Raw genomic sequence first — 23,574 nt, forward strand, 5'->3', positions numbered from 1 at the left:
AGGGCCGGTACCGCACCGGGCCGGCGGTGTCCGGGCTGAGCGGGGACGACTGCCCGGACGGCCGGGTGGCGGGCCGGAACCGGCTGGACGGGCTGCTCGGCCGGATGTCCCACGAGCTGAAGGCCGCCGTGCACTTCTCCCGGTACAAGGACGGCGAGGTCGAGCTGGTCGCCGCCCGGGCCGCGCCCGGCACCACCACCGCCGACCCGGAGCGCTTCCGGGCCGGCGCGCACGCCCACGCCAGCGGCAAGACCCTGCTGGCGCTGATGTCCGCCGAGGAGCGGCGCTCGCACCTGGAGCGCTACCCGATGGTGCCGTTCACCCCGTACACCCTGCGCGAGCCGGCCCACCTGCCGCTGCTGCCCGGGCCGGGGCCGCAGCGGGCCGCGCCGATCACCCAGTACCAGGAGTACGAGCTGGGCCTGGTCTCGGCGGCGGTGCCGATCGTGATGGGCAGCGACCTCGCGGCGATCGCGGTGGCCCTGCCGCTCTCCCAGGCGCACCGGTTGACGGCGGTGGCCGGGAAGCTCCGCGACCGGGTCGGCGAGGACCTGGTGACGGCGGCGTTCGGGCTCTGAGGACGCCGAGGACTCCGAAGACTCCGGGGGAAGGGGCCCGGCCCACGGGGCGCCGGGCCCGGCTCAGCAGTGCGGGACGGCGCCGCCGTCGCGCAGCGCCTGGAGCGCGGCGATCGAGTCGGACAGCGTGTCCACCGGCACCAGTTGCAGGCCGGCGGGGGTGTTGACCTTGCCCTGCGCGCACTCGCTGCGCGGCAGCAGGAACACGGTGGCCCCGTCGCGGGCCGCCGCCTGGGTCTTCAGCGGGATGCCGCCGACCGCGCCGACCCGCCCGTCCGGGTCGACCGTGCCGGTGCCGGCCACGGTGCGGCCGCCGGTGAGGTCGCCGCCCCGGCCGTCGCCGGCGAGCTTGTCGACGATGCCCAGGGCCAGCATCTGGCCCGCGCTCGGGCCGCCGATGTCGCCGAGGTCGATGCTGACCTTCACCTGCTCCGGCGAGAGCTTCAGGTAGCCCAGGGCGGCCAGCGCCGCGTTGTCCTGGGACTCCGTCATCTGCTGGGTCGTCACTTCCTGGGCCTTGGCCGGGTCGGTCTGCGGGTAGACCTCGGCGGTGGGCACCACGGCCTGCTTCGGGTCGGCCCAGGCCCGCAGCGAGTCCCACAGCGAGTTGCGGTAGCCGGGGTTGGTGGCCGTGATGGTGACCGCCCGCAACTGGCCGTCGGTGGCGCGCTGCTGCGCCCCGGTGATGGTGATGACCGGGCGGCCCTGGTACGCGCCGAGGGTGTCGGCGGTGACGCCGGGCTGCTCCAGGGTGAAGGGCAGCGGCACGAACGCGGCCACCGCGAACAGGGCCACCACCGGCAGCGCGCACAGGGCCAGGGCGCGGCTGCGCGGGGCGGTCAGGGCCGGGGGCAGGTTCAGGGAAGGCACATCCGGCATCCAAACACACCCGGGCGGCCGCCAGGGACGGCCGCGCGGATCCGGGCCGTCCGATCAGCGCAGCGCGTCGGCGACCTCGGTGGCGGCCTCCACCACGCGCGGGCCGACCCGTTCGGGCACCAGTCCGTTGAGCATCACCACGCCGACGCTGCCCTCGATGCCGCTCAGGCCGATCAGTGCGGCGGCGGCGCCGCTGGCGCCGGACTGCTCCTCGGCGCGGGTGATCACGAAGCCCTGTTCGGGGCGGCGCTGGCCGGGGAAGGCGCGGGACTCCAGGATGGCGCGGCCGGCCGCGCTCTCGGTGAGCGGGTGGCGCAGGCCGGTGCGGTAGGCGACGTGGAAGTCGGTCCAGGTCGGTTCGACCACGGCGACGGCGAGCGCCTCGTTGCCGTCGACCAGGGTGAGGTGGGCGGTGGCGCCGAGGTCCTCGGCGAGCGAGCGCAGCGCGGGCAGCGCGGCCTCGCGCAGCAGCGGGTGCACCCGGTGGGCGAGCCGGAGCACGCCGAGGCCGACCCGGGCGCGGCCGCCGATGTCGCGGCGGACCAGGCCGTGCTGTTCCAGGGTGGCCAGCAGGCGGTACACGACCGTGCGGTTGACGGCCAGCCGGGCGGCCAGCTCGGTCACCGTCAGCCCGCGCTCGGAGTCGGCGAGCAGTTTCAGTACCCGGACACCCCTGTCCAGGGTCTGGGAGGTCTCAGCAGTCACGAACGCCAGGTCCTTTCCGCGGCGAGTCCGACCCTACGGCACAACTGCCGTGGGGCGCACCGGAATTGATCACACGCCAGAGGGGTGGACGGCGTGGGAGTCCGGCCTCGGCGAGGTACGCCGGTCGCTGGGCTCCGCGGGTTCCCGGCCGGGCCGATGGGTGGGGCCCGGACGAGTTGGGGAGACGCTAGTGAACAGGAGGTGCGCTGGGGAAGTGGTTGTTCAAAATCCGGTCCACATCGTTGGAAAGTCGCGATGAAAAAACGGACAAGCCCGGCAAAATCACGGCCCCGACCGGACTGGTGTTCGATATCTGACCGGTAGCCGGACAGCGGTCCCCTCCGCCGGGGGCGTCAGAACAGGTTGCGGCCGACGGTCCAGAGCACGGCGGCGGTGAGCACCGCGGCGACCCCGCGCGGGCCGAGCCGCAGCTTCCAGCGCCGGCCGGCCAGTCCGTGGCGCAGCCGGACGGCCCACCAGGCGGCGACGAACGGGAGGGCGAGCAGCAGCGCGGCGTTGTCGTGCCAGGCGGCGAGCAGGTCGCCGTGCAGCAGGTCCCAGGCCATCCGGGTGCCGCCGCAGCCCGGACACTGGAGGCCCGTCACCCGGCGCCAGGGGCAGAACGGCAGCAGCTGGCCGGACAGGTGCGGGTCGCGGGAGTACAGCCAGCCGGCGCCGGCGAGTCCGGCGGCGAGCAGGCCGAGCGGGGCGGCGGCGGGGTGCCGCAGCGGCGCGAACGGCGAACGGCCGGCACCCCCGTCGCGGGTGTCCGCGGGTCGGGGGCGCCGGCCGTTCGCCTCGGTGCGCAAGGTCAGCCGCGCAGCTTGCGGCCCTGGGCGTCGGTGCGGTCGTCGGAGACCAGGAACAGGATGCCGTCGATCAGGGCCCAGACGCCGAAGCCGCCGCAGGTCAGCAGCTGGGCGATGCCCATGCCGACGTGGCCGGTGTAGAAGCGGCCGATGCCGAGGCCGCCGAGCAGGATCTGCAGGACGCCGGCGACGATCTTGGACTTGTCGGACAGCTCGGGGTTCTGGTTGGGGTACGCCACCGTGGGCTCCTCTTCGGGGTGCGGGCCGGAGCGTCGGACGGGACGGCATCGGCAGGTCTTCCGCATGCCGAGGTGCACCACGCGTGATGGCCCCCCAGCACCGGCATGCGGAAGATTAGCGGATGATCAGGCTTCCCGTCTGCACACTTTCTTTGCCGAGCCTTGAAACAATCCGACGACCCGTCGGCGACCGGCGTGACTCTCCGTCAGCCCTGGGTCGCCCACTCGCGGATCCGGCCGATCCGCGCCTTCAGCTGATTGGCCGTGGCCTGCGCGGTGAGCGGCCCGCCGCACTGGCGGCGCAGCTCGTTGTGGATGGTGCCGTGCGGCTGGTTGGTGCGGTGGTGCCAGGCGGCGACCAGCGTGTTCAACTCCTTGCGCAGCTCCCGCAGTTCCTGATGGGTGACCACCGGCCGCTGCTCGGCGGGCAGTTCGATCAGGTCGGCCTCCTCGGCGGGCCGGGCCTTGGAGCGCTGGATCTGCCGGTGCTGACGTTTCTGCAGCAGCATCTGCACCTGGTCGGGTTCGAGCAGGCCCGGGATGCCGAGGTAGTCCTCCTCCTCCTCGCTGCCCGGGTGCGCCTGCATGCCGAACTCCATGGCGTTGTACAGCACCCGGTCGAAGACCGCCTCGCTGCCCAGCGCCTCGTAGGAGAACTCCTCGCTGCCGGTGTCCGGCCCGTCGTTGGCCTTCTCGGCCTCGGCGAGCAGCCGGTCCTCCTCGTCGAACAGCCCCTCGCCCTCCTTCTTGGGGCGGTCCAGGACGTGGTCGCGCTGCAGCTCCATCTCGTTGGCGAAGCCGAGCAGCATCGGGATGGTCGGCAGGAACACCGAGGCGGTCTCGCCGCGCTTGCGGGCGCGGACGAAGCGGCCGACGGCCTGCGCGAAGAACAGCGGGGTGGAGATCGAGGTGGCGTACACGCCGACGCACAGCCGGGGCACGTCGACGCCCTCGGACACCATGCGGACGGCGACCATCCAGCGCGAGGTGCCCTCGGCGTAGTCGGAGATCCGCTTGGACGCCTCGGTCTCGTCGGAGAGCACCAGGGTGACCTTCTCGCCGGTGATCTCGCGCAGCATCTTGGCGTAGGCGCGGGCCACCGTCTGGTCGGTGGCGATGACCAGGCCGCCGGCGTCCGGGATGCCCTTGCGGACCTCGGTCAGCCGGCGGTCGGCGGCCTGCAGCACGGCGGGGATCCACTCGCCCTGCGGGGACAGCGCGGTCCGCCAGGCCTGGGCGATCAGGTCCTTGGTCATCGGCTCGCCGAGCCGGGCCTCCAGCTCGTCGCCGGACTTGGTGCGCCAGCGCATGTTGCCGGAGTAGCTGAGGAAGATCACCGGCCGGACGACGTGGTCGGCGAGCGCGTGCCCGTAGCCGTAGGTGTAGTCGGCGACCGACTTGCGGATGCCGTCGCTGCCCGCCTCGTAGGCGACGAACGGGATCGGGTTGGTGTCCGAGCGGAACGGCGTACCGGTGAGGGCCAGCCGGCGGGTGGCGGGCTCGAAGGCCTCGAAGCAGGCCTCGCCCCAGGACTTCGAGTCGCCGGCGTGGTGGATCTCGTCCATGATCACCAGTGTCTTGCGGGCCTCGGTGCGGTTGCGGTGCAGCATCGGGTTGACGCCGACGCCCGCGTAGGTGACCACGATGCCGTGGTAGTCCTTCGACAGCGGACCCGAGGAGTACGCCGGGTCCAGCCGGATGCCTATCCGGGCGGCGGCCTCGGCCCACTGCTTCTTCAGGTGCTCGGTGGGGGCGACGACGGTGATCTGCTGCACCAGGTGGTTGTGCAGCAGGTAGGACGCCAGGGTCAGGGCGAAGGTGGTCTTTCCGGCGCCCGGGGTCGCGACTGCCAGGAAGTCCCGGGGCTGCTTCTCGATGTACTTGTCCAGGGCGCCCTGCTGCCAGGCGCGGAGCCGGCCGGCGGTGCCCCAGGGGGCGCGGCCGGGGAAGGCCGGGGAGAGGTGCGCGGCGGCGGAGGTTCCGGTGGGTCGCGGGTGGGTGCTGTCGGCGTGCGAGAACAGCGGGGCCATCGCGGAGGAGGCGGCGGTAGTCACGGTCTCCGAACGGGGTCGTCGCAGGTCAGGGCCTGTGCGAGGCCCGTCTCCCGCGGTCGGCGGGCGGTCGTGGAACCCGCCCAGCCTAGCTCCTCCCGGGGCCCGGACCGCGGCGACGGCACGCCCCTGTGGCGCGCGTCCCACTCCCCCCGCTCGGCCCTCACCGCACCTTCACGCGGCACGGCAGGCCGTTCAGCGTGATCGCCGCGGGGGCGGCCGCCGGGCGCTCCGCAGTGCCGGTGAATCCGGTCTCGGCGCTCGCGCCGGGCCGCAGCACGGCCCCGTCGCCGAGCAGCACCGCGCCCGCCGTCTCCTGGGCCCGCCCGGCGCCCGACCGGCCCGCCACCAGGTGCTCGCCGTCGCCCAGCGGCCAGCGCAGCGTCCAGCCGCCGATCGGGCGGTCGGAGGTGTTGCGGACCGTCAGCCAGGCGGTGAACCGGCCGCCGGCCTGCGCGGTGACCCGGGTGCTGACCTCGCAGCCGGGCTCTCCGCCGCGCAGCCCGGCGGTGCCGGCCAGCGGCGGCATCAGCGCGGCGAGCAGCGCCATCGCGCTGCCGACCAGTCCGGCCAGGCCGAGGTTGACCCGGCGCAGCACGGTGAGCCGGCCGCGGCAGTCCGCGCAGTGCGGCAGGTGCTGTTCGACCCGCTGCTCGGCGCGCCGTCCGGCCCGGCCGCGGGCGTGCCCGGCCAGCGTCTGCCAGTGGCCGGCGCAGCGGGGGTCGCGCGGGGTGCCGGGGTAGGCCCGCAGGTAGGCCAGCCGCAGGCCCTCGCGGGCGCGGTGCACCAGGACGGCCGCGGCGCCGCGCCGCACGCCGAGCCGGGCGCCGATCTCGGCGGGCGGCAGGCCCTCGACCTCGGCCAGCCAGAGGGCGTGCGCCCACCGGTCGGGCAGCTCGGCGAGCAGGCGGCGCATCCGGTCGGTCTCGGCGACCCCGGCGGCGTGGTCCTCGGTCGCGCCGCCGGGCAGGTCCGGCGCGGCCTTCTCGCGGACCGGCGCGGTGGCCAGGTGGCGGACGGTGGTGGCCAGGTAGGCGCGCGGGTCGTCGATCCGCTGTCCGGCGGCGAGCCGCCGCCACACCCGCAGGTGGGCCTCGGCGACCAGGTCCTCGGCCTGCCAGTGGTCGCCGCCGGTCAGCCGGCCGGCGTAGCGCAGCAGGCCGCGGTGGTGGCTGCGGTACAGCTCGGTGTACGCGGCGAGCGGTGGGCGCTCGGCCGTCCGCAGTGGTGACTCGGCCATCTTGTCCTCCCCTGGCCCGGCCGGACGGGCGGCGGTCCGGCCGACCTCGATCCTGCCCGGGCGATCGGCCGCATGCCCACAACACCCCCACATCTGCCGTCCGATTTGCCCGGTTGATCCCTCCGCCTGTGGCGCAGATCACTCGAAAGGACCCCAAAACCGGTGTAATTCCTCCCACCCCTTCCGACTCTTCACTCACGGGAGGCGACACCGGTCGCACCCCGCGCACCCCCACACCCCCGGAGGAATCGTCGTGTCCGCAGCGCCCGCGCCGGTAGAACAGACCGTCCAAGCCCGACTGATCCTCGGCACCCACCGCTCCGCCCTGCTGCGGGTCACCCTGCGCTACCGCTGCACGGACCCGCTGGCGGTCCGGATGGCCTTCCCCGCCGAGTACGCCCTGGACGCCGCCGAGCCCGACCCCTACGACCCGAACGCGCCGCGCGACCCCCACGACCCGTTCGATCCGGTCGACGCCGCGGGCCCGGCCGGGCCCGAGATCGAGTGGGTGTTCGCCCGGCAGCTGCTCGCGGCCGGCCTGGACCTGCCGGCCGGCGAGGGGGACGTCCGGATCCGGCCCGCGTTCGGCCTGCGCACCATGGTCGAGCTGCGCTCCCCGGAGGGCGTCGCGCTGCTCCAGTTCGCCCGCAACGACCTGCGCCGCTTCCTGTGGCGCAGCCACCTGGCGGTGCCGGAGGGCCAGGAGCTGCGGCACCTGGACTGCGACCGGGCGCTCGCCCAGCTGCTGGCCTGAGCTCCCGGCGACGCCCGGCCAGCCCGCCGGGTGCCCGTCAGGCGCGGAGGGTGCGCACCAGGTGCGCGTACACCACCACGTTCCCGTCCCAACCGCCCTCGCGGGTGTAGCCGCCGCCGCAGGTGATCAGCCGCAGTTGGGCGTCGGGGGTGGCCGCGTACACCTTGGCGTCGGGGAAGTCCCGCTTCGGGTAGGCCTCCACGCCGTCCACCTGGAACCAGGCGGTGGCCCGGTCGGCCCGGGCGACCTCCACCAGGTCGCCGCGGTGCAGGGCGCCCAGCCGGTAGAACACCGCCGGCCCGTGCGCGGTGTCGACGTGCCCGGCCAGCACGGCCGCGCCGCTCGACCCGGGGGCCGCGCCGTCGCGGTACCAGCCCGCCAGGTTGCCGTCCGTCCCGGGCGGCGGCTGCAGGCGGCCCTCGCCGTCCAGGCCGAGCCGGGCCACGGGGGCGTCCACGCCCAGGGCGGGGATCCGGACCCGGACCGGCGGCGACGGCGGCAGCGGCGGCACCGCGGGCCCCACCGGCGTGCCGTCGTACGCCTGCGCCGCGGCCGGGGCCGGGGGCAGCACGCCCTCCAGTCCGCCGTGCAACAGCAGCGCCCCCGTCACGATCGCCCCGGCGGCCAGTGCCGCCCCGGCCCATGCCCGCTCGACCACCGCATCCTCCGCCCGCGCCGACCCGTCCCGTCCAGTCAACCGACCGCAGCCCGGCCCGGCACGCCCGGCGCACCGCGCGGGTGACGGCCCGTCAGGATCGGTCCGCCCGGCGGCCGCGGCGCAGCCGGGGCGGGTCAGGAAGCCCTCGGCGAGCGCGTTGGCGAGGCCGATCGCGGGCAGTTCGGAGGCCTTCTCGTACAGCACGTAGCGGGGTTCCCAGTGCGGCCGGTAGCGGGCGTTGGCCCGGTACAGGGACTCCAGCTGCCACCAGCGCGACAGGAACCGGAGCACGCCGCGCCACAGCCGCAGCACCGGTCCGGCGCCGAGCCGTTCCTCGAAGACCTCGCGGAACATCGCGAAGTTCAGCGACACCCGCCGCACCGGGAGGACGCCGTCCCGGGCCTGTTCGAGCAGCCGCGCCACGGTGTACTCGACCAGCCCGTTGTCGGACTCGCGGTCGCGCCGCATCAGGTCCAGCGACAGCCCCTCCGGGCCCCAGGGCACGAAGGACAGCAGGGCGGCGGTCCGGCCGGCCTCGTCGCGGCACTCGGCGAGCAGGCAGTCGCCGTCGGCGGGGTCGCCGAGCCGGCCGAGCGCCATCGAGAAGCCGCGTTCGGTGCGGCCGTGCCGCCAGGCGTCGGCGAGCCGGACCAGGTCGGCGAACTCCTCGGCGGGCAGGTCGCGGTGACGGCGGATCACCACCCGGTAGCCGGCCCGGGCGACCCGGTTGCAGGTCTGCCGCAGGCCGCGCATCTCCCGCCCGTCGAGGGTGAACCCGGCGGTCTCCACCACCGCCTCGTCGCCGAGGTGCAGCGCCCGCAGCCCGGCGACCCGGGCGTACACGGTGCCGCCCTGCTCGCCGGCGCCGGTGACGGCGGGGATCCAGGCGTGCGCGCGGGCCCGCCGACGCCACTCCTCGATCGCCCCCGGCCAGGCCTCCGGGTCGCCGACCGGGTCGCCGGAGGCCAGCGCGACGCCGTTGACCACCCGGTAGGCGACGGCGGCCTTGCCGCTGGCGGAGAAGCACACCGACTTGTCGCGGCGCAGCGCGAAGTAGCCGAGCGAGTCCCGTCCGCCGTGGCGCTCCAGCAGTCGGCGCAGCTCGGCCTCCTCCTCGGGGCTCTGCCGTTCGCCGCCGCGCGGGGAGCGCAGCAGGATCCGCAGGGTGAGCAGCAGCAGGGCGGTGCCGAGCAGGTTGAGGGTCAGGTCGATCCAGCGCGGCACGTCGACGTCGCCGACCCGGACGACGCCGGACAGGGTGACCAGCCGCAGCAGCCCGTACCGGGCGGCCTCGCCCCAGGACGGTTCGCCGTCGGCGTGCGCGAGCCGGACGGCGACCGCGCCGAGGCCGGTGAGCAGCGCCCCGCCGGCGGCCAGCACGGCGGCGGCCAGCGGCAGGTTGCCGCGTCCGCCGCGCACCCGGAAGACGGGGCGGCCGAGCAGCAGGGCCAGCAGCAGGGCGAGGGTGAGCGCGGCGGACACCCAGTTGAACGGGTGAGCGCGGAACTCGGGGAAGGCCAGCGCCAGCGCGAACAGCGCGGCGTGCACCAGGGCGACGGCCAGCGCGGCGATCCAGGCGGCGCGCTTGCGGCGGCGCAGCATGACGGCGAGCAGCCCGGCCAGCAGGGCGGTGGTGAAGCCGGAGGTGACCAGCGCGGGCGTGAAGTACTCGCCGCGGTCGACCCGTTCGACCTGGGCGCGGAACGGGGCGATCAGCGCGCCGAGCAGGTCGATCACCGTGGCGATCCGCAGGTACCACTGGGCGAACGCGGCGCAGCGCAGCCGCCAGGGCGCGGGCGGCGGCGGTTCGACGGCGGGCGGCGGCTCGGGCGCGGCGGGGCCGCCGGCACAGGCGCGACGGGTCCGGGCTCGGCGTCGGGGGTGCCGGCCAGCAGGTCGTAGGCGGCGGTCTTGGCGGCGACCAGGCGGCGGTGGATGCGTTCCTCGCGCCGCTCGGCGCGGGCCAGGCGGCGCGGCCGGGAGCGGTAGCGCCAGCGGGCCCACGGGCTCTGCGGCCGGGCCAGCCGGAGGGCGCCGACCACGGCGAGCGGCCAGAGCATGATGCCGAGCAGCCCGGTCCAGGTCTTGCCCTTGAGCAGGCTGACCACCACCAGGGCGAGCAGCACGCAGGCCCCGGCCAGGGTGGCCCCGTCGGGGTGGCGGGCGAAGCCGCCGAGCGGGAGTTCGCCGAGCAGCAGCAGCCCGATGGTGGCGACGGCAAGCATCACGGCGTCCACCGAGGTGCGGCCCTGGGTGGACCAGTAGACGTCCTTGAGGTGCAGGACGAGCGCGAACTCGTCCAGCACGAGCCCGCAGCCGACGCCGAACCCGAAGCCGAGCAGGTTCCACCAGGCGCCGCCGTCGCCGCGCAGCGCGAACGCGGCGACGCCGCAGATCAGCAGCAGGGCCTGGCCGAACACCACGTGGTGGATGTGCAGCCCGCCGGGGGTGACGTTGCCGGGCCACCAGCGGACCTGGGCGCGGATCAGGCGGGTGCTGATCCGGATGAACAGGAAGGACAGCACCAGGCCGAGCAGCAGCAGGAACAGCGGCTCCCGTCCGGTGTCGACGATCCGGTCCCGGTAGGCGTCCAGCAGCGACTGCCACATCGGCGGGTGCGACCTCCGTGTCCAGGGTGCGATCCGGTCCTGCCATCTGACGCCAGGTCAGCTGCCGGACGCCGGTGCCGCTCCGGCCCGGTGCGCCGAACAGGTGACCCTTCCGCTGCGGCGTCCCCCGGTCATCCGTACCCGGGGCCGTGCTTACCGGCGTGGCGCGGCTGCCCGTGCCATGCTGAGGCCGACTCCCCCGGACGACGCATCAGTCATTTCATCTGATGGACCGCCCCTCCGGCCGGTGCCTTCCCCTTACTCCCTGGTGAACGGATGTGAGACATGGACGCCCTCTCCCGCAGGTCGCTGCTGGCCGCCGGTGCGGCGACCGCCGCCACCCTCGCGGCCGGCTGCGCGAGCACCTCCGGGAGCGGGGGCGCCGCCCCGCCCGCCCAGGCCGACGGCCTCACCTCGAACGGCAGCGCCGCGGTCCCCAGGCCCCCCGCCACCCTGATCGGCGACGGCTCCACCTCCGACACCGGCCCGCAGCCCAACCAGCCCACCCCCGAACCGCTCGAACCCGGCCAGAAGCCCCCGCAGTTCGTGGTGTTCTCCTGGGACGGCGCGGGCGAGCTCGACGACCGCCTGTTCAGCCGGTTCCGGCAGCTCGCCAAGGACCACAACGCCGCCATGACCTTCTTCCTCTCCGGCATCTACACCCTGCCCGAGTCGAAGAAGTCGATGTACCACCCGCCGCAGCACCCCGTCGGCGCCTCCGACATCGGCTACCTGAGCGACCAGCACATCCGCGCCACCGTCGAGCAGATCAGCGCCGCCTGGCTGGACGGCCACGAGATCGGCACCCACTTCAACGGGCACTTCTGCGGCTCCAACGGCGGCGGCCGCTGGTCCCCCGAGGACTGGGACAGCGAGATCCAGCAGGCGATGGACTTCGTCATGAACTGGAAGACCAACACCGGCTTCACCGACCTCCCGGCCTTCCCCTTCGACTACCGCAAGGAACTCATCGGCGGCCGCACCCCCTGCCTGGAGGGCCAGCGCGGCCTGCTGCCCACCGCGGTCAAGCGCGGCTGGAAGTACGACAGTTCGGGCCCCGGCGGCCTGCAGATGTGGCCGCAGAAGTTCGCCGGCGGCGCGCTCTGGGACATGCCGCTGCAGTCCATCCCGTTCCCCGGGCACACCTTCCAGGTGCTCTCGATGGACTACAACATCATGTACAACCAGTCCGGCGACAACACCAAGGGCGACCCCGGCCGCCGCGCCTTCTGGCAGACCCAGGCCCGGGACTCCTACCTGGCCGGCTTCGACCGCGCCTACAACGGCAACCGGGCCCCGTTCATCATCGGCAACCACTTCGAGGGCTGGAACGGCGGCATCTACATGAACGCCGTCGAGGAGACCCTGAAGGCGATCGCCGACAAGCCCGAGGTCCGGATGGTCTCCTTCCGCCAGCTCGTCGAATGGCTGGAGGTGCAGGACCCGGCCGTGCTCAAGAAGCTCCAGGCCCTCACCCCCGGCCAGGCCCCCGCCGAGGGCTGGCACAGCTACCTCGGCGGGACGGGCGCCGCGGCCTCCGCCCCGCCCGCCCGTCCGTCCCGCCGGTCGCCGGCGGCAAGTGACACGGGCCCCGGCTCCCCGGCCCTCAGCTTCTCTGCTCTCGGCTCTCGGCTCTCGGCTCTCTGCTTCTCTGCTCTCAGCTCTTCGGCCGGGCCACCGCCGCCCGGCCGGAGAGCGCCGCGCCGACCAGCGCCACCGCCGGCATGGTCAGGAACACCGCCGCGAACGCCCCCGCCGGCAGCGAGGCGTCCCGGGCCACCGCGCTCACCGCGCCGCCGCCCAGCGCCGCGAACAGCACGCCCGCCAGGCCGGTCAGCAGCACGTTGCCCAGCGCGTCGCTCAACTGAAGCGCCGCCGAGTTCTCCCCGGTCTCCTCCGGCGCCGACAGCCGCATCATCAGCACGCTGATGCTGGCGATCGCCAGGCCCATGCCGACCCCGCCGACCGCCCAGGCCACCGCCGTCACCCACACCGGCACCAACGCGAACAGCACCAGCGCCGCCCCGCCGATCGCCACCGCGGTCAGCACGAACCCGTAGCGGATCATCGCCTCCCGGTACCGCTCCGCGCCCGGCCGGCCCTGCAGCCACGACCCGAGCGCCCAGGACAGTCCGCCCGGGGCCAGCGTCAGACCGGCCATCGTCACCGACAGGCCGCGCTGGGTCTGCATCATCAGCGGGATGAACAGCTCGGACGCGAAGAACGCGCCCGCCGCCAGCCCGCGCAGCAGGATCACCGTCGGCAGGCCGCGGGCCGCCCGCAGCGTGCCCTTCGGCAGCAGGCGCAGCACCGCCGGGCCGATCAGCGCCACCCCGGCCGCCGCGGGCAGCAGCGCCCAGCCGTCCAGCCGCTGGCCGGCGTACTGCAGCAGCGCCGCGCCGACCGCGACCATCGCCGCGTCCCGGGTCCGCCGCCAGTCGTACGGCTGCGCGCGCAGCGGCGGCTGGCGGCGCTCCGAGCGGCGCAGCGCCGGGCCCATCACCGCGAGCGGCAGCAGCACCAGCACCGGCACCGCGAGGAACACCCAGCGCCAGCCGAGGTGCTGGGTGACGGCGCCGGAGATCACCGGGCCGAGGATCGACGGCAGCACCCAGGCCGCCGAGAACGCCGCGAACACCGCCGGCCGGAGCCGCTCGGGGAACGCCCGGCCGACCACCACGTACAGCGCGACGATCACCAGCCCGCCGCCGAGGCCCTGCACCGCCCGGCCCGCGACGAACATCCACATGTTCACCGCGGTGCCCGCCGTCACCAGTCCGGCCGCGAACACCGCGATCCCGCTGAACAGCGGCGCGAGCGGCCCGCGCCGGTCGCACCACTGCCCGGAGACCACCATCGCCAGCAGCGTGGTGGTGAAGTACGCGGAGAACGCGAACGCGTACAGGCCGATGCCGTCGAGCTGCCGGGCGGCGGTCGGCATCGCGGTGTTCACCGCGGTCGCCTCGAAGGCCAGCAGCAGCACCACCGAGACGATGCCCAGGGTCAGCGCCCGCCAGGGGCCGCCGAGCACTCCTGAGGTGCCGTCGTCGTGGTCGTCGGGTATCTGTCGCGGTGCTGCCGGTTCGGCCTGGGAGGTGGTGGTCACCTCGATATGGTAAGTGCCGTCACGGCATTTTGATCCTGACCTCGGGGCGGAACGGGACTACCCCGCCAGGCCTAGGACCTCGGCCGATCGTCAGTGGAGCGCCTTCAGGCCGACCACGCCGGCGACGATCAGCACCAGGCAGGTGACCCGGGCCGCGCTCACCGTGTCCCCCATCGCCGCCATCCCGTACAGCGCCGTGCCCACCGCGCCGATGCCGACCCACACCGCGTAGCCCGTCCCCAGCGGGATCGACCGCATCGCGTACGCCAGCCCGCCCATGGACAACGCCAGCGCCACCGCGAACACCAGGCTCGGCACCAGCCTCGAGAACCCCCGGCTGCACTCCAGGGCCACCGCCCAGACGGTCTCCAGCACACCGGCGACGATCAGAACCATCCACGCCATGACGACGGACTCCTCGCAGTAGTCGAAACACCTACCGCGCCGTCTTGTCATACCGGGTACGACGCACCTCGTCCGGGACGGGCCACCAGCACCCGCCTCGCTTCCGACCGTAGCACAGCCCCGGCCCAGGAATTCCTCCCCGAATTACCGCCATCTATTGACGCCGCACCGAAGCCGCCCGCTATAGTGAATTCACCGGAACGAACCGGAGCAGCCCCACGGACGGCAGGAGAAGGCGATGAACAGGAAGACGGTGGCCCTCGCAGCGCCCCGCACCTGTGCCCCCTGTCCCGGCTGCCGGTGTTCCCTCTCCTGTTGCGCCTGACCGCAACCCCCCGCGCCGACAGGCTCGTTGACGCCTGCGCGCACCCTCTCACGACCGTGTGCCCGAGTGGTTCAGGGAACCGTCTGCAAAACGGTTTACACGGGTTCGATTCCCGTCACGGTCTCTTTCCGGAATTCACCGGCCGCCATTTCCGCACCACGGCGCCCGGTGAATTCCGCTGCCATTTTCCACCGGGCTTTTCCTTCCCGTACCGCCGGGACGCCCGGAAAAGGCGACGGGCGCCGGTGCCGGTCCCTCAGGACCTCCACCGGCGCCCGCCGTACCGTGTGCCCGCTACTCGATGACCGGCGGGTTCGCCGTGCCACCGCGCCAGGTCTCCTCGTCCTCGGTCAGGTAGTCGGGACGGTGACCCTCGTTCTTCTTCTTCCGGTTGGCGCCACCGGAGCCCGGCGCGCCGTGCATGCCGGCCGCGCCGCCCTGTCCGGCGCCCCGGCCCTTGCCGATGCCCGAACCGCCCTCGGTGAAGGCCCGGCCGCCGGCGCCGCCGGCCTTGGCGCCGCCGATCGTGCCACCGGCCTTGCGCACCAGGCCGCTGCCACCCTTGGCACCGCCGCCCTTCGCGCCACCGGCGCCACCCATGCCGCCACCGTGCATGCCGCCCATGCCGCCGGCGCCCGTCGCGCCGCGGCCGCCCGCGGCGCCGGCACCGGTACCGGCACCACCGGCCCCGGCGCCGCCGACCTTGCCCGCGCCACCGACTCCGCCGGCACCGCCGGCCTTGCCCGTGCCGCTGCCGCCGCCGGTACCGAGACCACCCGTCCCGAGACCGCCGGTACGACCGCCGCCGGACCCGCCGCCGGGAATGTAGCCACCGCCACCGATGCCCGGCACGATGCCGCCGCCACCGATGCCACCGCCACCGATCCCGCCACCGCCGGTCCCGGGCCCGGGCAGGGTTCCCACCCCGCCCGGCAACCCGCCCCCGGGCACCCCGGGCAGCCCGCCACCGGTCTCCGGCGGCTTCCACCCGTCAAGCCCGGTCGACGGAGGCGTCACCGGCCGCACCGGATCGATCCCCGGGTAAATCGTCTCCTTGTGCTGCCCCGGATCCGTCGGCTGCGGAACCCCCGGCGTCGGCACCGTCGGCTGATGCCCCGGCACGAACCCGGGCGGATTCGTCTGCTGCGGCGGCAACTTGGGCGGCAACATGGGGGGCGGCGGCGACACCGGCGGAATGCTGCCCTTGCCACCCGGGTCGTCCGGCTTGGGCGGGTAGGGCTGGCCGCCCTCCCACTGCCCCTGCCCGTCGTCCGGCGCGGGCATCTGGGCCGCGGCCTGCTCGTAGTAGGGCGCCAGGTACTCCATCGTTCCGATGGCGTACTGGTGCTGGATCTCCGTGGCGGACAGCTCGTCGTAGTTCTTGTTGACCGCCGAGAAACGGTCCATGCCGGCCGCCAGGTCGGCCTTGAACTGCGCGTCCGACCGGTCTCCGAGGTCACCGATGAACTTCAGGCCGCTGTCCAGGTGACTGGGCACGCTGATCTGCGACATCTGGTCCTTGGTCGCCCGCAGGGCGTTCGCCGCGAGGTGCATCGCCGAGGATGTCTTGGCAGCGTGCTCAGCCGTGTTGGAGAGGCTGGTCTGGATCTGCGCGGCCTTGGCCGCGAAGCCCTGGGCCGCGGCACCGTCCCAGTTCGACATGGCGTGCTCGACGGCCTGCTGGAGTTCCGCCGCGGCGGACTGCAGATCGGTGCTGGCCATACCCCAGTGCTCTGCGGCAGAGGTGAGGTTCTCGGGGCGGGCGTTCGACACCATCCCCTTGAGGGGGATCAGTGCCTGCTGCTCGAACTCGTGAATCCGGTCTGCCATGTCAGCCCAACTCCTGCTGGTACTTCACCATGGTGGCCTCGTTCTCGGCTTCCTGACCCTTGTAGGCGCTGTTGGCCGTGTGGGTCTTGTCCCCGAACTCGTTGATCAGCCCGTTCAGCCCGTTGATCGTGTCCTTGAGCCAGAGCTGAACCCGCGAGTGTGCCTGGTACAGCGTGGTGGCATGGCTGAAGTTCGCGCCGAAGTCGGACTCGGCAAGCGCAGTACCGTGACTGCTCTTGTCTGCTGTCTGAGCCATGTTCTGCTGGATCTGCCGCAGTCGTTTCACGACTGCCTCCAGCTCGTCTGTGTTGACGCGGAATCCGTCGGCCACGTGGCCCTCTCCTCCCCCTGGAGTGTCGAATGCTTCCCCGTTCGCGCACCCAACCAACCTGCGCCAAGGTTCAGTTAGTCGGAGCGGTCAATCGTATCGCTAACACTGTGCCTACACCCATACACCGTCAGCGCTGGGATTGTCCGCCGTCAGGACCGTAGGGGTTCTGGTACGGGTTCTGCGGCGGGTAGCCGGGCGGCGGGGCCTGGTTCCCGTACTGCGGCGGGTACCCGGGTGCCGGCGCCTGCCCGCCGAACTGCTGTTGCGCCGACGGCCAGTTCGGCGCCGTGCCGTACGGCGGCTGCTGTTGCGGCTGGACGGGCATCGGGGCCGGCCGGCGCCGGTTCCTGGCCACCACGACGACGATGATGACGATCACCAGGACAGCGATACCGGCCCCGACGACGCCGATCATGACGCCGGCGCTCGTACCTGACGCATCGTCACGGGACGCGCTGGGGAGTGTCGGCAGCGTGTCGCCCGGTGCGGCCCCACCGGCGGAGTCGCCTCCGGCCGTCGGCGAGGAGGTGGAGCCCGTTCCGGCCACGGCGGCGAGCGGCCCCTGCGCCGGACCCGCGGGGATGTCCTTAGTCAGTGCGTCGTAGGGCGAGAGAATCCCGTAGCCGTAGTGCGGGTCCGGCACCTTCCCACCCTTGAGTCCGGCGGGAACGCTCGCCGACTTGATGAGCCGGTTGGCCACTTGACCGGCCGTCAGCTTCGGGAACTTCGCCCGGACCAGAGCCGCGGCCGCCGCGACGTAGGCGGTGGAACCGGAGGTTCCGTCGGCGATGTAGTACGGGCTGCCGGGCGGGCCGCCGGCGGAGACGATCTGCACGCCCGGTGCGGAGATCAGCACCTCGGGACCGTAGTCGGACTTGGACCAACTGGCGTCGTTCTTGTCCGTGGCCCCGACCGCGAGGACGCCGGGTTCGTTGGCCGGGCTGTCGACCGTACCGAGACCGCTGTTACCTGACGACGCGACGATCAGCACGTCGTGCTGGGCGGCGTAGGCGACGGCCTTGGTCAACTCGGGGTCCGACTTCGGCGCCTTCGACCCGCCGAGCGAGATGTTCACGACCTTGGCGTTGTGGTCGACCGCCCAACGGATGCCGTTCGCGGTCTCGCTGGAGCCGTCGGCCGACTTCTTGTAGATGGGGAGGATCTTCGCGCCCGGGGCCAGCCCGACCACGCCCTCTCCGTCGCCATGGCCGTGGCCGGCGATGAGGCTGGCCATGTTCGTGCCGTGGAAGTCGGTGGGCTTCGTGTTGAGTCCCTGGCCGCTCTGGTCGTAACCCGGCAGCACGGAACCCTCGAGGTCCGGGTGCGAGGCGTCCACTCCCGAGTCGATCACTGCGACGATCACGCCGTCGCCCTTGCTGACCGACCACACCTTCTTGAGGTCGAAGTACGAGTTCGCCCACTGCCCGTCACGAACCTGGTCCGCCGAGGCCACCGGGGCGGCCGTGAACAGCAACGCCCCCGCCACTGTTGTCGCGCCGAGCACACGCATCGCCTTGGTCAGCGTCATCAGTACCCCGTCAGTCGATTGACAGCCCGTTCGTTCTCGCAACGCCCCCGGAACGCGGGACGAGCCGATCGTATCGTCCGTCATGGCTCCCCGCGCAGACCCCGTGACGGGTGCTCCGATATTCACCTGCACATGACCCGATCGCGCTGTTCCCACCGGTTCGGACTGCCGAACCGCCCTGTATCCGCCCCGCCCCCACCCGCGGTCCGGGCAGGTCCGGTCGGCGTCGCCGCCCTCCAACTCCTTGACGTGTCGGGCCTTCTGCGCGTTCCACCGTCACCTGCCTCCGTGCCAGTGCTGCTGGGGGTGGCCCGGCTGCTGCCCGTACGGCCCGGGCGGGCCGTACCGCGGCTGCTGGACCGGCGGCCACCCGGGCGGGGGGACAGCGGGTGCGGCGCGGCGGCGGGACCTGGCCATCACCAGCACGGTCACGACCAGCAGCAGGATCACCGCCCCGCCCGCAACGGCCAGGATCAGCGCCGGCGCCGGTCCGGACGGATGCTGCTGCAGGGGCAGGGCGGCCTGCGCGGGATCGGTGTCCGGCGGCGTCGTCGGGTCGGCGACTGCCGCGAGCGGGCCCTGCGCCGGGCCGGCGGGGATGTCCTTCGTGAGCGCGTCGTACGGCGAGAGGATTCCGTACCCGTAGTGCGGGTCCGGGAGCTTCCCGCCCTTCAGTGCGGCGGGTGCCTTGGCCGACTTGACCAGCCGCTCGGCCACCTGACCGGCGGTCAGTTTCGGGTACTTCGCCCGCACCAGGGCGGCGGTGCCCGAGACGTAGGCGGTCGCGTCGGACGTGCCGTCGCCGATGCAGTACTGGCTGCCCGCACAGGCGCCGGCGCTGACGATGCGCACACCGGGCGCGGAGATCAGCGTCTGCGCCCCGTAGTTCGACTGGGCCCAGATCCGCCCGGTGCGGTCGATCGCACCGACCGCGAGCACGCCGGGTTCGTTGGCCGGGCTCTCCACCGAGCCGAGGCCGCTGTTGCCGGTCGGGCCGACGATGAGCACGTCGTGCTGCACGGCGTACGCGACCGCGTCGGTCAGCGCGGGGTCGGAGCCGGCCGCGTCCGGGCTGCCCAGCGAGATGTTGACGACCTTGGCGCCGTGGTCGACGGCCCAGCGGATGCCTTTGGGGACGGCGTCGGCGCCGCCCGCGCCGTCCTTGTAGATCGGGAGGATTTTCGCGTCGGGAGCGAGTCCGAGCACGCCGTCCGTCCCGTGCCCGTGGCCGGCGATCAGGCTCGCCATCTTGGTGCCGTGTGCCTCGGTCGGCTTCGTGCTGAGGCCCTGGCCGCTCGGGTCGTAGCCCTCCAGCACCGAACCGGCGAGGTCCTGGTGCGAGGCGTCCACGCCGGTGTCGATGACGGCGACGGTCACTCCGGCGCCCCGGCCGATCGAGCGGACCTTCTCCAGGCCGAAGTACGAGTTCGCCCACTGGTCGTTCCGGACCTGGTCCGCCGCGGACGGCGGCGCGCCGGTGAACAGCGTCGCGCCCGCCAGAATCATGGCGCCGCAGATCCGCAGCACCCCACGCAACCTCATCGACATCCCCCCGCGTCGACTCCCCGCGCGCCCCCGGCGGCCGGGCCCATCGGATCGTAGCGGGTGGGGGGCGGCCGGGGGTCGGGGATGCTCCTATGGCTGTCAAGCCGCAGGAGCCAGGTCGGTTTGAGTGATTTGTGGGGTTGGCGTGCTGGTCAGGGCGCGATAGACCTCGCGGGCGACGAATCGCTTGAGGCAGCGCATGATGTCCTTCTTGGACAGGCCTTCCTTGGTGCGGCGTTCGACGTAGGCGCGGGTGCGTGCGTCGAAGCGCATGCGGGTCAGCACGATGGTGTGCAGGGCGTTGTTCGCGGCCCGGTCGCCGCCCCGGTTGAGGCGGTGGCGGTGGGTGCGGCCCGAGGAAGCGGGGATCGGTGCGACTCCCGCGAGGTGGGCGAACGCCGCCTCGGAGCGCATCCGTTCGGGGTTGTCCCCGGCGGAGGCCAGGAGCTGGCCGGCGGTCTCGGGGCCGACGCCGAACATCTCCAGCAGGGCCGGAGCGGCCTTCTTGACCAGCGGGCCGATCTCCGTGTCGAGCCCGGTGATCTCCTCGTCCATCGCCCGGTGGCGGCGTGCGAGGCGCCGCAGTGCCGCCCGGGTCGCCGCGAGCGGGCCCGAGAGGTCGTCGCCGGGCCGCAGCCGGGCCAGCGTCCGTATGAGTTCTGCCCGTTGCAGGCCGGCGACCTGCTCGCGCAGCGCGGCCGGCGCGGCGACGAGCAGGCCGCGGATCTGGTTCATGGCCTGGGTGCGGGCCTTGACCGCGCTTCGGCGGGCGACCCGCACGACCCGCACGGCCTCGACCAGGCCGTCGCGGCTCTTGGGGACGCCGGTGGCCCGCCCGGACAGCACCGCCGTGGCGGCGGCGTAGGCGTCGATCGGGTCGGACTTGCCCTTCGTTCGTCGGGTCTTGCGGTCGGGCCGGTCGACGTCGACGACCGTGACGCCGGCGGCCGTCAGGACCCGGGCGAGTTCGGCCCCGTAGGCGCCGGTGCCCTCCACCCCGACCGCGCTCGGGATGCCGTGCGAGCGCATCCAGTTCAGCAGGTCCCGGTAGCCGCGGACGGTGGCGGGGAACTCCCGGTCGGCCAGGTGTCGGCCGATGGGGTCGATCACCGCCGCGTGATGGGTCAGGCCGTGGGTATCGACTCCGCCGGTGATCTCCCGGGCGTCATGCGTCATGCTGGTCGTGTCCGTCCTTGCGAGTCCGTTCCGAGGGCGGCACGCGCCGGTCGGGCGGGTGGACAAGACAGTGACGGGGCTTCTGGACCAAGCTCCTATGAAGTCACAAGCGCCCGTCCGGCCGCGTGCGTGGTGATGCCCGACGGGCCGACAAATCCCAAAAAGGACAGTCAAGACGTCAGTCAGGCGGAGAGTCAGACCCGTCGGCAACATCACCACGTCACATCCTCACTGTCAGGCGAGGGTGGCGTCCTCCGGGAGGATGGGGAGGCGGCCTACGGGGAGGCCGGTGGCGGCGCGGACGGCGGCGGCGACGGCGGCGGGGGCGACGACGGCGGGGGCCGCGCTGACGGCCTTCGCGCCGAAGGGGGCGACCACGTCGCGTTCCTCGAGGAGGGCGGCGATCCGGATGTCGGGGGTGTCGAGGGCGGTGGGGAGCCGGTAGCCGGTGAGGGAGGCGTTGAGGGGGACGCCGTGCTCGGTGCGGAGGTTCTCGAGCAGGGCGAGTCCGACGCCCTGGGCGACGGCGCCCTCGATGCGGTTCTCGATCTGACGGGGGTTCAGCGCCCGCCCGACGTCCTGGGCGACGGTCATGTCGACGACCCGGACGGCGCCGAGTTCGATGTCGACGTCGACGACGGCCCGCATCGCGCAGAACGCGATGGAGACGAAGGCGTCGCCCTGCCCGGTCTCGGGGTCGAGGGGCTCGGTGGGGTGCGGCCGGCACTGGGCGGTCGCCCAGAGTTCGCGGCCTTCGAGCGCCTGGCTGACCGGCATCCCGAGCACCCCGTCGTACGAGGTGATCTTCCCGTCGCTGATGGTGAGCAGTTCGACGGACATGCCGAAGTCGGCGGCGATCGGCTGGAGCATCTGGTGACGGACCATCAGCGCGGCCCGTTCGACCGCGCCGCCGGAGACCCAGGTGTGCCGGCCGCGGGCGGCGGGGCCGGCCGCGGACTGGTCGGAGTCGACGGGCGCGATGTACACCTCGCTGACGCCGAGCACCGACTGGACGATCTGCCGGGCGAGGGTGGCGAAGCCCTGGCCGGAGTCGACGGCCGCGCAGATCACGGTGGCGTGGTCGCCGGAGACCCGGACGGTCGCGGTGGCGACCTCGTCCTCGCCCTCCGCACCGAGCATGTGCACCATGCCGACGGCGTAGCCGATGCCGCGCCGGACGGCGCCGGGGTCGCCCGCGCCGCCCGGTCCGCCGGGCAGCAGCCAGTCGGCCTCCGGGTCGTCCAGCGGGAGGGCGGGCAGCGGGGAGTCCGCGAGCGCGTCGAGCAGTGCCTCGACCGGCGCGGGGCAGGTGACGGCCTGTCCGGTGGGCAGCGGGTCGCCGGTGGACATCGCGTTGCGGCGGCGGATCTCCAGCGGGTCGACGCCGAGCTGCTTGGCGAGCTGGTCGAGCTGCGACTCGTACGCGAAGCAGGTCTGCAGCGCGCCCTCGCCGCGCATCCGGCCGGCCGGCGGGTTGTTGGTGCGCACCGCCCAGGCGTCGACGAAGACGTTGGGGCAGGTGTAGGGGCCGACGGAGAACGCGACGGCGGCGGCGAGCGCCTCGGCGGAGACGTCGGCGTAGGCGCCGCCGTCGAGCAGGATCTGCGCCTCGACCTTGACCAGCCTGCCGTCGGCGTCGGCGTGGTGGCGGTAGCGCAGCAGCGCGGGGTGCCGGGTGGTGTGCGCCTGGAAGGACTCGGCGCGGGTGAGGGTCATCTTGACGGGGCGTCCGGTGCGCAGCGCGAGCAGCGCGAGGGTGACCTGGAAGGACAGGTCCTCGCGGTCGCTGGTGGCGCCGGGCACGCCGGTGACGACGAGCCGGACCCGGTCGGGTTCGAGGCCGAGGCAGGCGGCGGTGCGGTCGCGGTCGCCGTGCGGGTCGGTGGAGGAGAGGTGCAGTTCGACGCCGCCGTCGGGGCGGGGCACGGCGAGGCCGGCCTCGGCGCCGATCGGGGCGGGGTCCTGCCGGCCGACCTGGTAGAGGCCCTCGACGACGACCTCGCCGACGGCGTCGGGGTCGCCGGTGCGCAGCGGCAGGTGGCGCAGCAGGTTGCCGTCGGGGTGCAGCGGCGGGGCGTGGAAGGCGGCCTCGGGGTCGGTGACGGGTTCGAGGACCTCGTACTCGACCAGGATCGCGGCGGCGGCGAGCCGGGCGGTGTCGGGGTGGTCGGCGGCGACGGCGGCGACGGGTTCGCCGTGGTGGCGGACGACGCCGGAGGCGAGCACCGGCCGGTCGGCGACGACGGGTCCGGCGGGGGCGCCGTCCCGGTCGCCATCGGGTCCGGTGGGCAGGTCGTCGGCGGTGACGACGGCGTGCACGCCGGGGACGGCGAGCGCGGCGGAGGTGTCGACGGAGACGATCCGGGCGTGCGGGTGCGGGGAGCGCAGCACGGCGCCCCAGAGCAGTCCTTCGGCCCACAGGTCGGCGGCGTACGGGTAGATGCCGAGGGCCTTGGGGAGCGCGTCGGTGCGCAGCGGGGAGCTGCCGAGTCCGGTGGAGCCGGTCTCGTCGTCCGCGGGGGCGGCCGCCGGGAGCTCGGTGGCGGAGGTCATGCGTTCTCGTCCTCGGGGAGCCTGATGCCGTGGGCGGGGGTGGCGTCGTAGCCGGTGTACTGGTGTCCGTAGCCGTCGGTGGCGTAGACGGTGCCGTCGTAGGCGCCGGCGTCCTGGTGCGGGATGCCGTGCGGCGGGGTGCCGTCGTAGACGCCCGGGTCCTGGTGGTCCTGCTGCGGGACGCCGTACGCCGGGGTGCCGTGGGCGGGGGTGCCCTCGTAGACGCCCGGGTCCTGGTGCTGGGTGCCGTGCG

18 protein-coding genes, 1 tRNA gene, 1 pseudogene and 1 riboswitch are annotated in these 23,574 nt (G+C 73.7%); of the genes and pseudogenes, 4 read left to right on the plus strand and 16 right to left on the minus strand.

Annotated elements, in window-relative coordinates:
• The coding region (locus KCH_RS14080) for an IclR family transcriptional regulator domain-containing protein (protein WP_051653066.1) at nucleotides 1–578 on the plus strand (578 nt) is incomplete at its 5' end.
• A gap of 63 nt (nucleotides 579–641) precedes the next feature.
• Here KCH_RS14080 and KCH_RS14085 read toward each other — a convergent pair.
• From KCH_RS14085 to KCH_RS37295, 6 genes are all read right to left on the minus strand, one after another.
• Nucleotides 642–1,448, minus strand: a complete 807-nt coding sequence (locus KCH_RS14085; RefSeq protein WP_244305327.1) for a S16 family serine protease — start codon at nucleotides 1,446–1,448, stop codon at nucleotides 642–644.
• A 63-nt stretch (nucleotides 1,449–1,511) separates the two neighbouring features.
• Nucleotides 1,512–2,162, minus strand: a complete 651-nt coding sequence (locus KCH_RS14090; RefSeq protein ID WP_035863111.1) for an IclR family transcriptional regulator — start codon at nucleotides 2,160–2,162, stop codon at nucleotides 1,512–1,514.
• Nucleotides 2,163–2,515: 353 nt separating this feature from the next.
• Nucleotides 2,516–2,971 carry a DUF2752 domain-containing protein gene (locus tag KCH_RS14095; protein WP_084223602.1) on the minus strand — a complete coding sequence of 152 codons (456 nt, stop codon included), beginning with the start codon at nucleotides 2,969–2,971 and terminating at the stop codon, nucleotides 2,516–2,518.
• A 2-nt stretch (nucleotides 2,972–2,973) separates the two neighbouring features.
• Nucleotides 2,974–3,210, minus strand: a complete 237-nt coding sequence (locus KCH_RS14100; protein ID WP_035863114.1) for a TM2 domain-containing protein — start codon at nucleotides 3,208–3,210, stop codon at nucleotides 2,974–2,976.
• A 206-nt stretch (nucleotides 3,211–3,416) separates the two neighbouring features.
• Nucleotides 3,417–5,240 carry a DEAD/DEAH box helicase gene (locus tag KCH_RS14105; RefSeq protein ID WP_035863119.1) on the minus strand — a complete coding sequence of 608 codons (1,824 nt, stop codon included), beginning with the start codon at nucleotides 5,238–5,240 and terminating at the stop codon, nucleotides 3,417–3,419.
• Nucleotides 5,241–5,424: 184 nt separating this feature from the next.
• Nucleotides 5,425–6,501, minus strand: coding sequence for a sigma-70 family RNA polymerase sigma factor (locus tag KCH_RS37295; RefSeq protein ID WP_051653068.1), 1,077 nt, complete (start codon nucleotides 6,499–6,501; stop codon nucleotides 5,425–5,427).
• A 253-nt stretch (nucleotides 6,502–6,754) separates the two neighbouring features.
• Between KCH_RS37295 and KCH_RS14115 the strand changes: the two genes are divergently transcribed.
• Nucleotides 6,755–7,255, plus strand: a complete 501-nt coding sequence (locus KCH_RS14115) for an SsgA family sporulation/cell division regulator (protein ID WP_035863123.1) — start codon at nucleotides 6,755–6,757, stop codon at nucleotides 7,253–7,255.
• Nucleotides 7,256–7,292: 37 nt separating this feature from the next.
• On the opposite strand, the gene KCH_RS43325 is transcribed toward KCH_RS14115, so the two are convergent.
• Nucleotides 7,293–9,650 carry a class F sortase gene (locus KCH_RS43325; protein ID WP_063750147.1) on the minus strand — a complete coding sequence of 786 codons (2,358 nt, stop codon included), beginning with the start codon at nucleotides 9,648–9,650 and terminating at the stop codon, nucleotides 7,293–7,295.
• A complete protein-coding gene (locus tag KCH_RS44420; protein ID WP_063750148.1) occupies nucleotides 9,647–10,522 on the minus strand; it encodes a hypothetical protein in 876 nt (291 codons plus the stop codon). The genes KCH_RS43325 and KCH_RS44420 overlap by 4 nt, the downstream gene beginning before the upstream one ends.
• Nucleotides 10,523–10,807: 285 nt before the next feature.
• On the opposite strand from KCH_RS44420, the pseudogene KCH_RS39615 reads away from it, so the two are divergent.
• Nucleotides 10,808–12,034 (plus strand): annotated as a pseudogene (locus KCH_RS39615) (polysaccharide deacetylase family protein); the annotation flags it as partial.
• 145 nt (nucleotides 12,035–12,179) lie between these two features.
• On the opposite strand, the gene KCH_RS14130 reads toward KCH_RS39615, so the two are convergent.
• A complete protein-coding gene (locus KCH_RS14130) occupies nucleotides 12,180–13,628 on the minus strand; it encodes an MFS transporter (RefSeq protein WP_035863125.1) in 1,449 nt (482 codons plus the stop codon).
• 90 nt (nucleotides 13,629–13,718) lie between these two features.
• The gene (locus KCH_RS14135; RefSeq protein WP_035863126.1) at nucleotides 13,719–14,033 is read right to left on the minus strand and encodes a DMT family transporter; all 315 of its coding nucleotides are present in this window, start codon (nucleotides 14,031–14,033) and stop codon (nucleotides 13,719–13,721) included.
• Between the two features lie 33 nt (nucleotides 14,034–14,066).
• Nucleotides 14,067–14,133, minus strand: a riboswitch (guanidine-III (ykkC-III) riboswitch).
• A gap of 277 nt (nucleotides 14,134–14,410) precedes the next feature.
• Here KCH_RS14135 and KCH_RS14140 point away from each other — a divergent pair.
• Nucleotides 14,411–14,482, plus strand: a tRNA-Cys gene (locus KCH_RS14140).
• A 170-nt stretch (nucleotides 14,483–14,652) separates the two neighbouring features.
• On the opposite strand, the gene KCH_RS46030 is transcribed toward KCH_RS14140, so the two are convergent.
• The 6 genes from KCH_RS46030 to KCH_RS14170 form a co-directional block, all read right to left on the minus strand.
• The gene (locus KCH_RS46030; protein WP_051653069.1) at nucleotides 14,653–16,188 is read right to left on the minus strand and encodes a PPE domain-containing protein; all 1,536 of its coding nucleotides are present in this window, start codon (nucleotides 16,186–16,188) and stop codon (nucleotides 14,653–14,655) included.
• A 1-nt stretch (nucleotide 16,189) separates the two neighbouring features.
• Complete coding sequence (locus KCH_RS14150) at nucleotides 16,190–16,519, minus strand: hypothetical protein (RefSeq protein ID WP_035863129.1); 330 nt, start codon at nucleotides 16,517–16,519, stop codon at nucleotides 16,190–16,192.
• A 127-nt stretch (nucleotides 16,520–16,646) separates the two neighbouring features.
• Entirely contained in the window at nucleotides 16,647–18,131 is a 1,485-nt protein-coding gene (locus KCH_RS14155; protein WP_244305328.1) for a S8 family serine peptidase, read from the minus strand.
• A gap of 192 nt (nucleotides 18,132–18,323) precedes the next feature.
• Nucleotides 18,324–19,589, minus strand: a complete 1,266-nt coding sequence (locus tag KCH_RS14160) for a S8 family serine peptidase (RefSeq protein ID WP_167574053.1) — start codon at nucleotides 19,587–19,589, stop codon at nucleotides 18,324–18,326.
• Between the two features lie 102 nt (nucleotides 19,590–19,691).
• Complete coding sequence (locus KCH_RS14165) at nucleotides 19,692–20,768, minus strand: IS110 family RNA-guided transposase (protein WP_035863131.1); 1,077 nt, start codon at nucleotides 20,766–20,768, stop codon at nucleotides 19,692–19,694.
• A 234-nt stretch (nucleotides 20,769–21,002) separates the two neighbouring features.
• Nucleotides 21,003–23,321, minus strand: coding sequence for a xanthine dehydrogenase family protein molybdopterin-binding subunit (locus KCH_RS14170; RefSeq protein WP_035863133.1), 2,319 nt, complete (start codon nucleotides 23,319–23,321; stop codon nucleotides 21,003–21,005).
• Nucleotides 23,322–23,574 lie beyond the last annotated feature (253 nt).

The organism is Kitasatospora cheerisanensis KCTC 2395 (assembly GCF_000696185.1).
Lineage (GTDB): Bacteria > Actinomycetota > Actinomycetes > Streptomycetales > Streptomycetaceae > Kitasatospora > Kitasatospora cheerisanensis.

Coding starts and splice junctions, on each gene's coding strand:
- KCH_RS37295 (WP_051653068.1), bottom strand. CDS start 6,501: ATGGCCGAGTCACCACTGCGGACGGCCGAGCGCCCACCGCTCGCCGCG.
- KCH_RS46030 (WP_051653069.1), bottom strand. CDS start 16,188: ATGGCAGACCGGATTCACGAGTTCGAGCAGCAGGCACTGATCCCCCTC.
- KCH_RS14105 (WP_035863119.1), bottom strand. CDS start 5,240: ATGGCCCCGCTGTTCTCGCACGCCGACAGCACCCACCCGCGACCCACC.
- KCH_RS14165 (WP_035863131.1), bottom strand. CDS start 20,768: ATGACGCATGACGCCCGGGAGATCACCGGCGGAGTCGATACCCACGGC.
- KCH_RS14170 (WP_035863133.1), bottom strand. CDS start 23,321: ATGACCTCCGCCACCGAGCTCCCGGCGGCCGCCCCCGCGGACGACGAG.
- KCH_RS44420 (WP_063750148.1), bottom strand. CDS start 10,522: ATGTGGCAGTCGCTGCTGGACGCCTACCGGGACCGGATCGTCGACACC.
- KCH_RS14155 (WP_244305328.1), bottom strand. CDS start 18,131: ATGACGGACGATACGATCGGCTCGTCCCGCGTTCCGGGGGCGTTGCGA.
- KCH_RS14135 (WP_035863126.1), bottom strand. CDS start 14,033: ATGGCGTGGATGGTTCTGATCGTCGCCGGTGTGCTGGAGACCGTCTGG.
- KCH_RS14160 (WP_167574053.1), bottom strand. CDS start 19,589: ATGAGGTTGCGTGGGGTGCTGCGGATCTGCGGCGCCATGATTCTGGCG.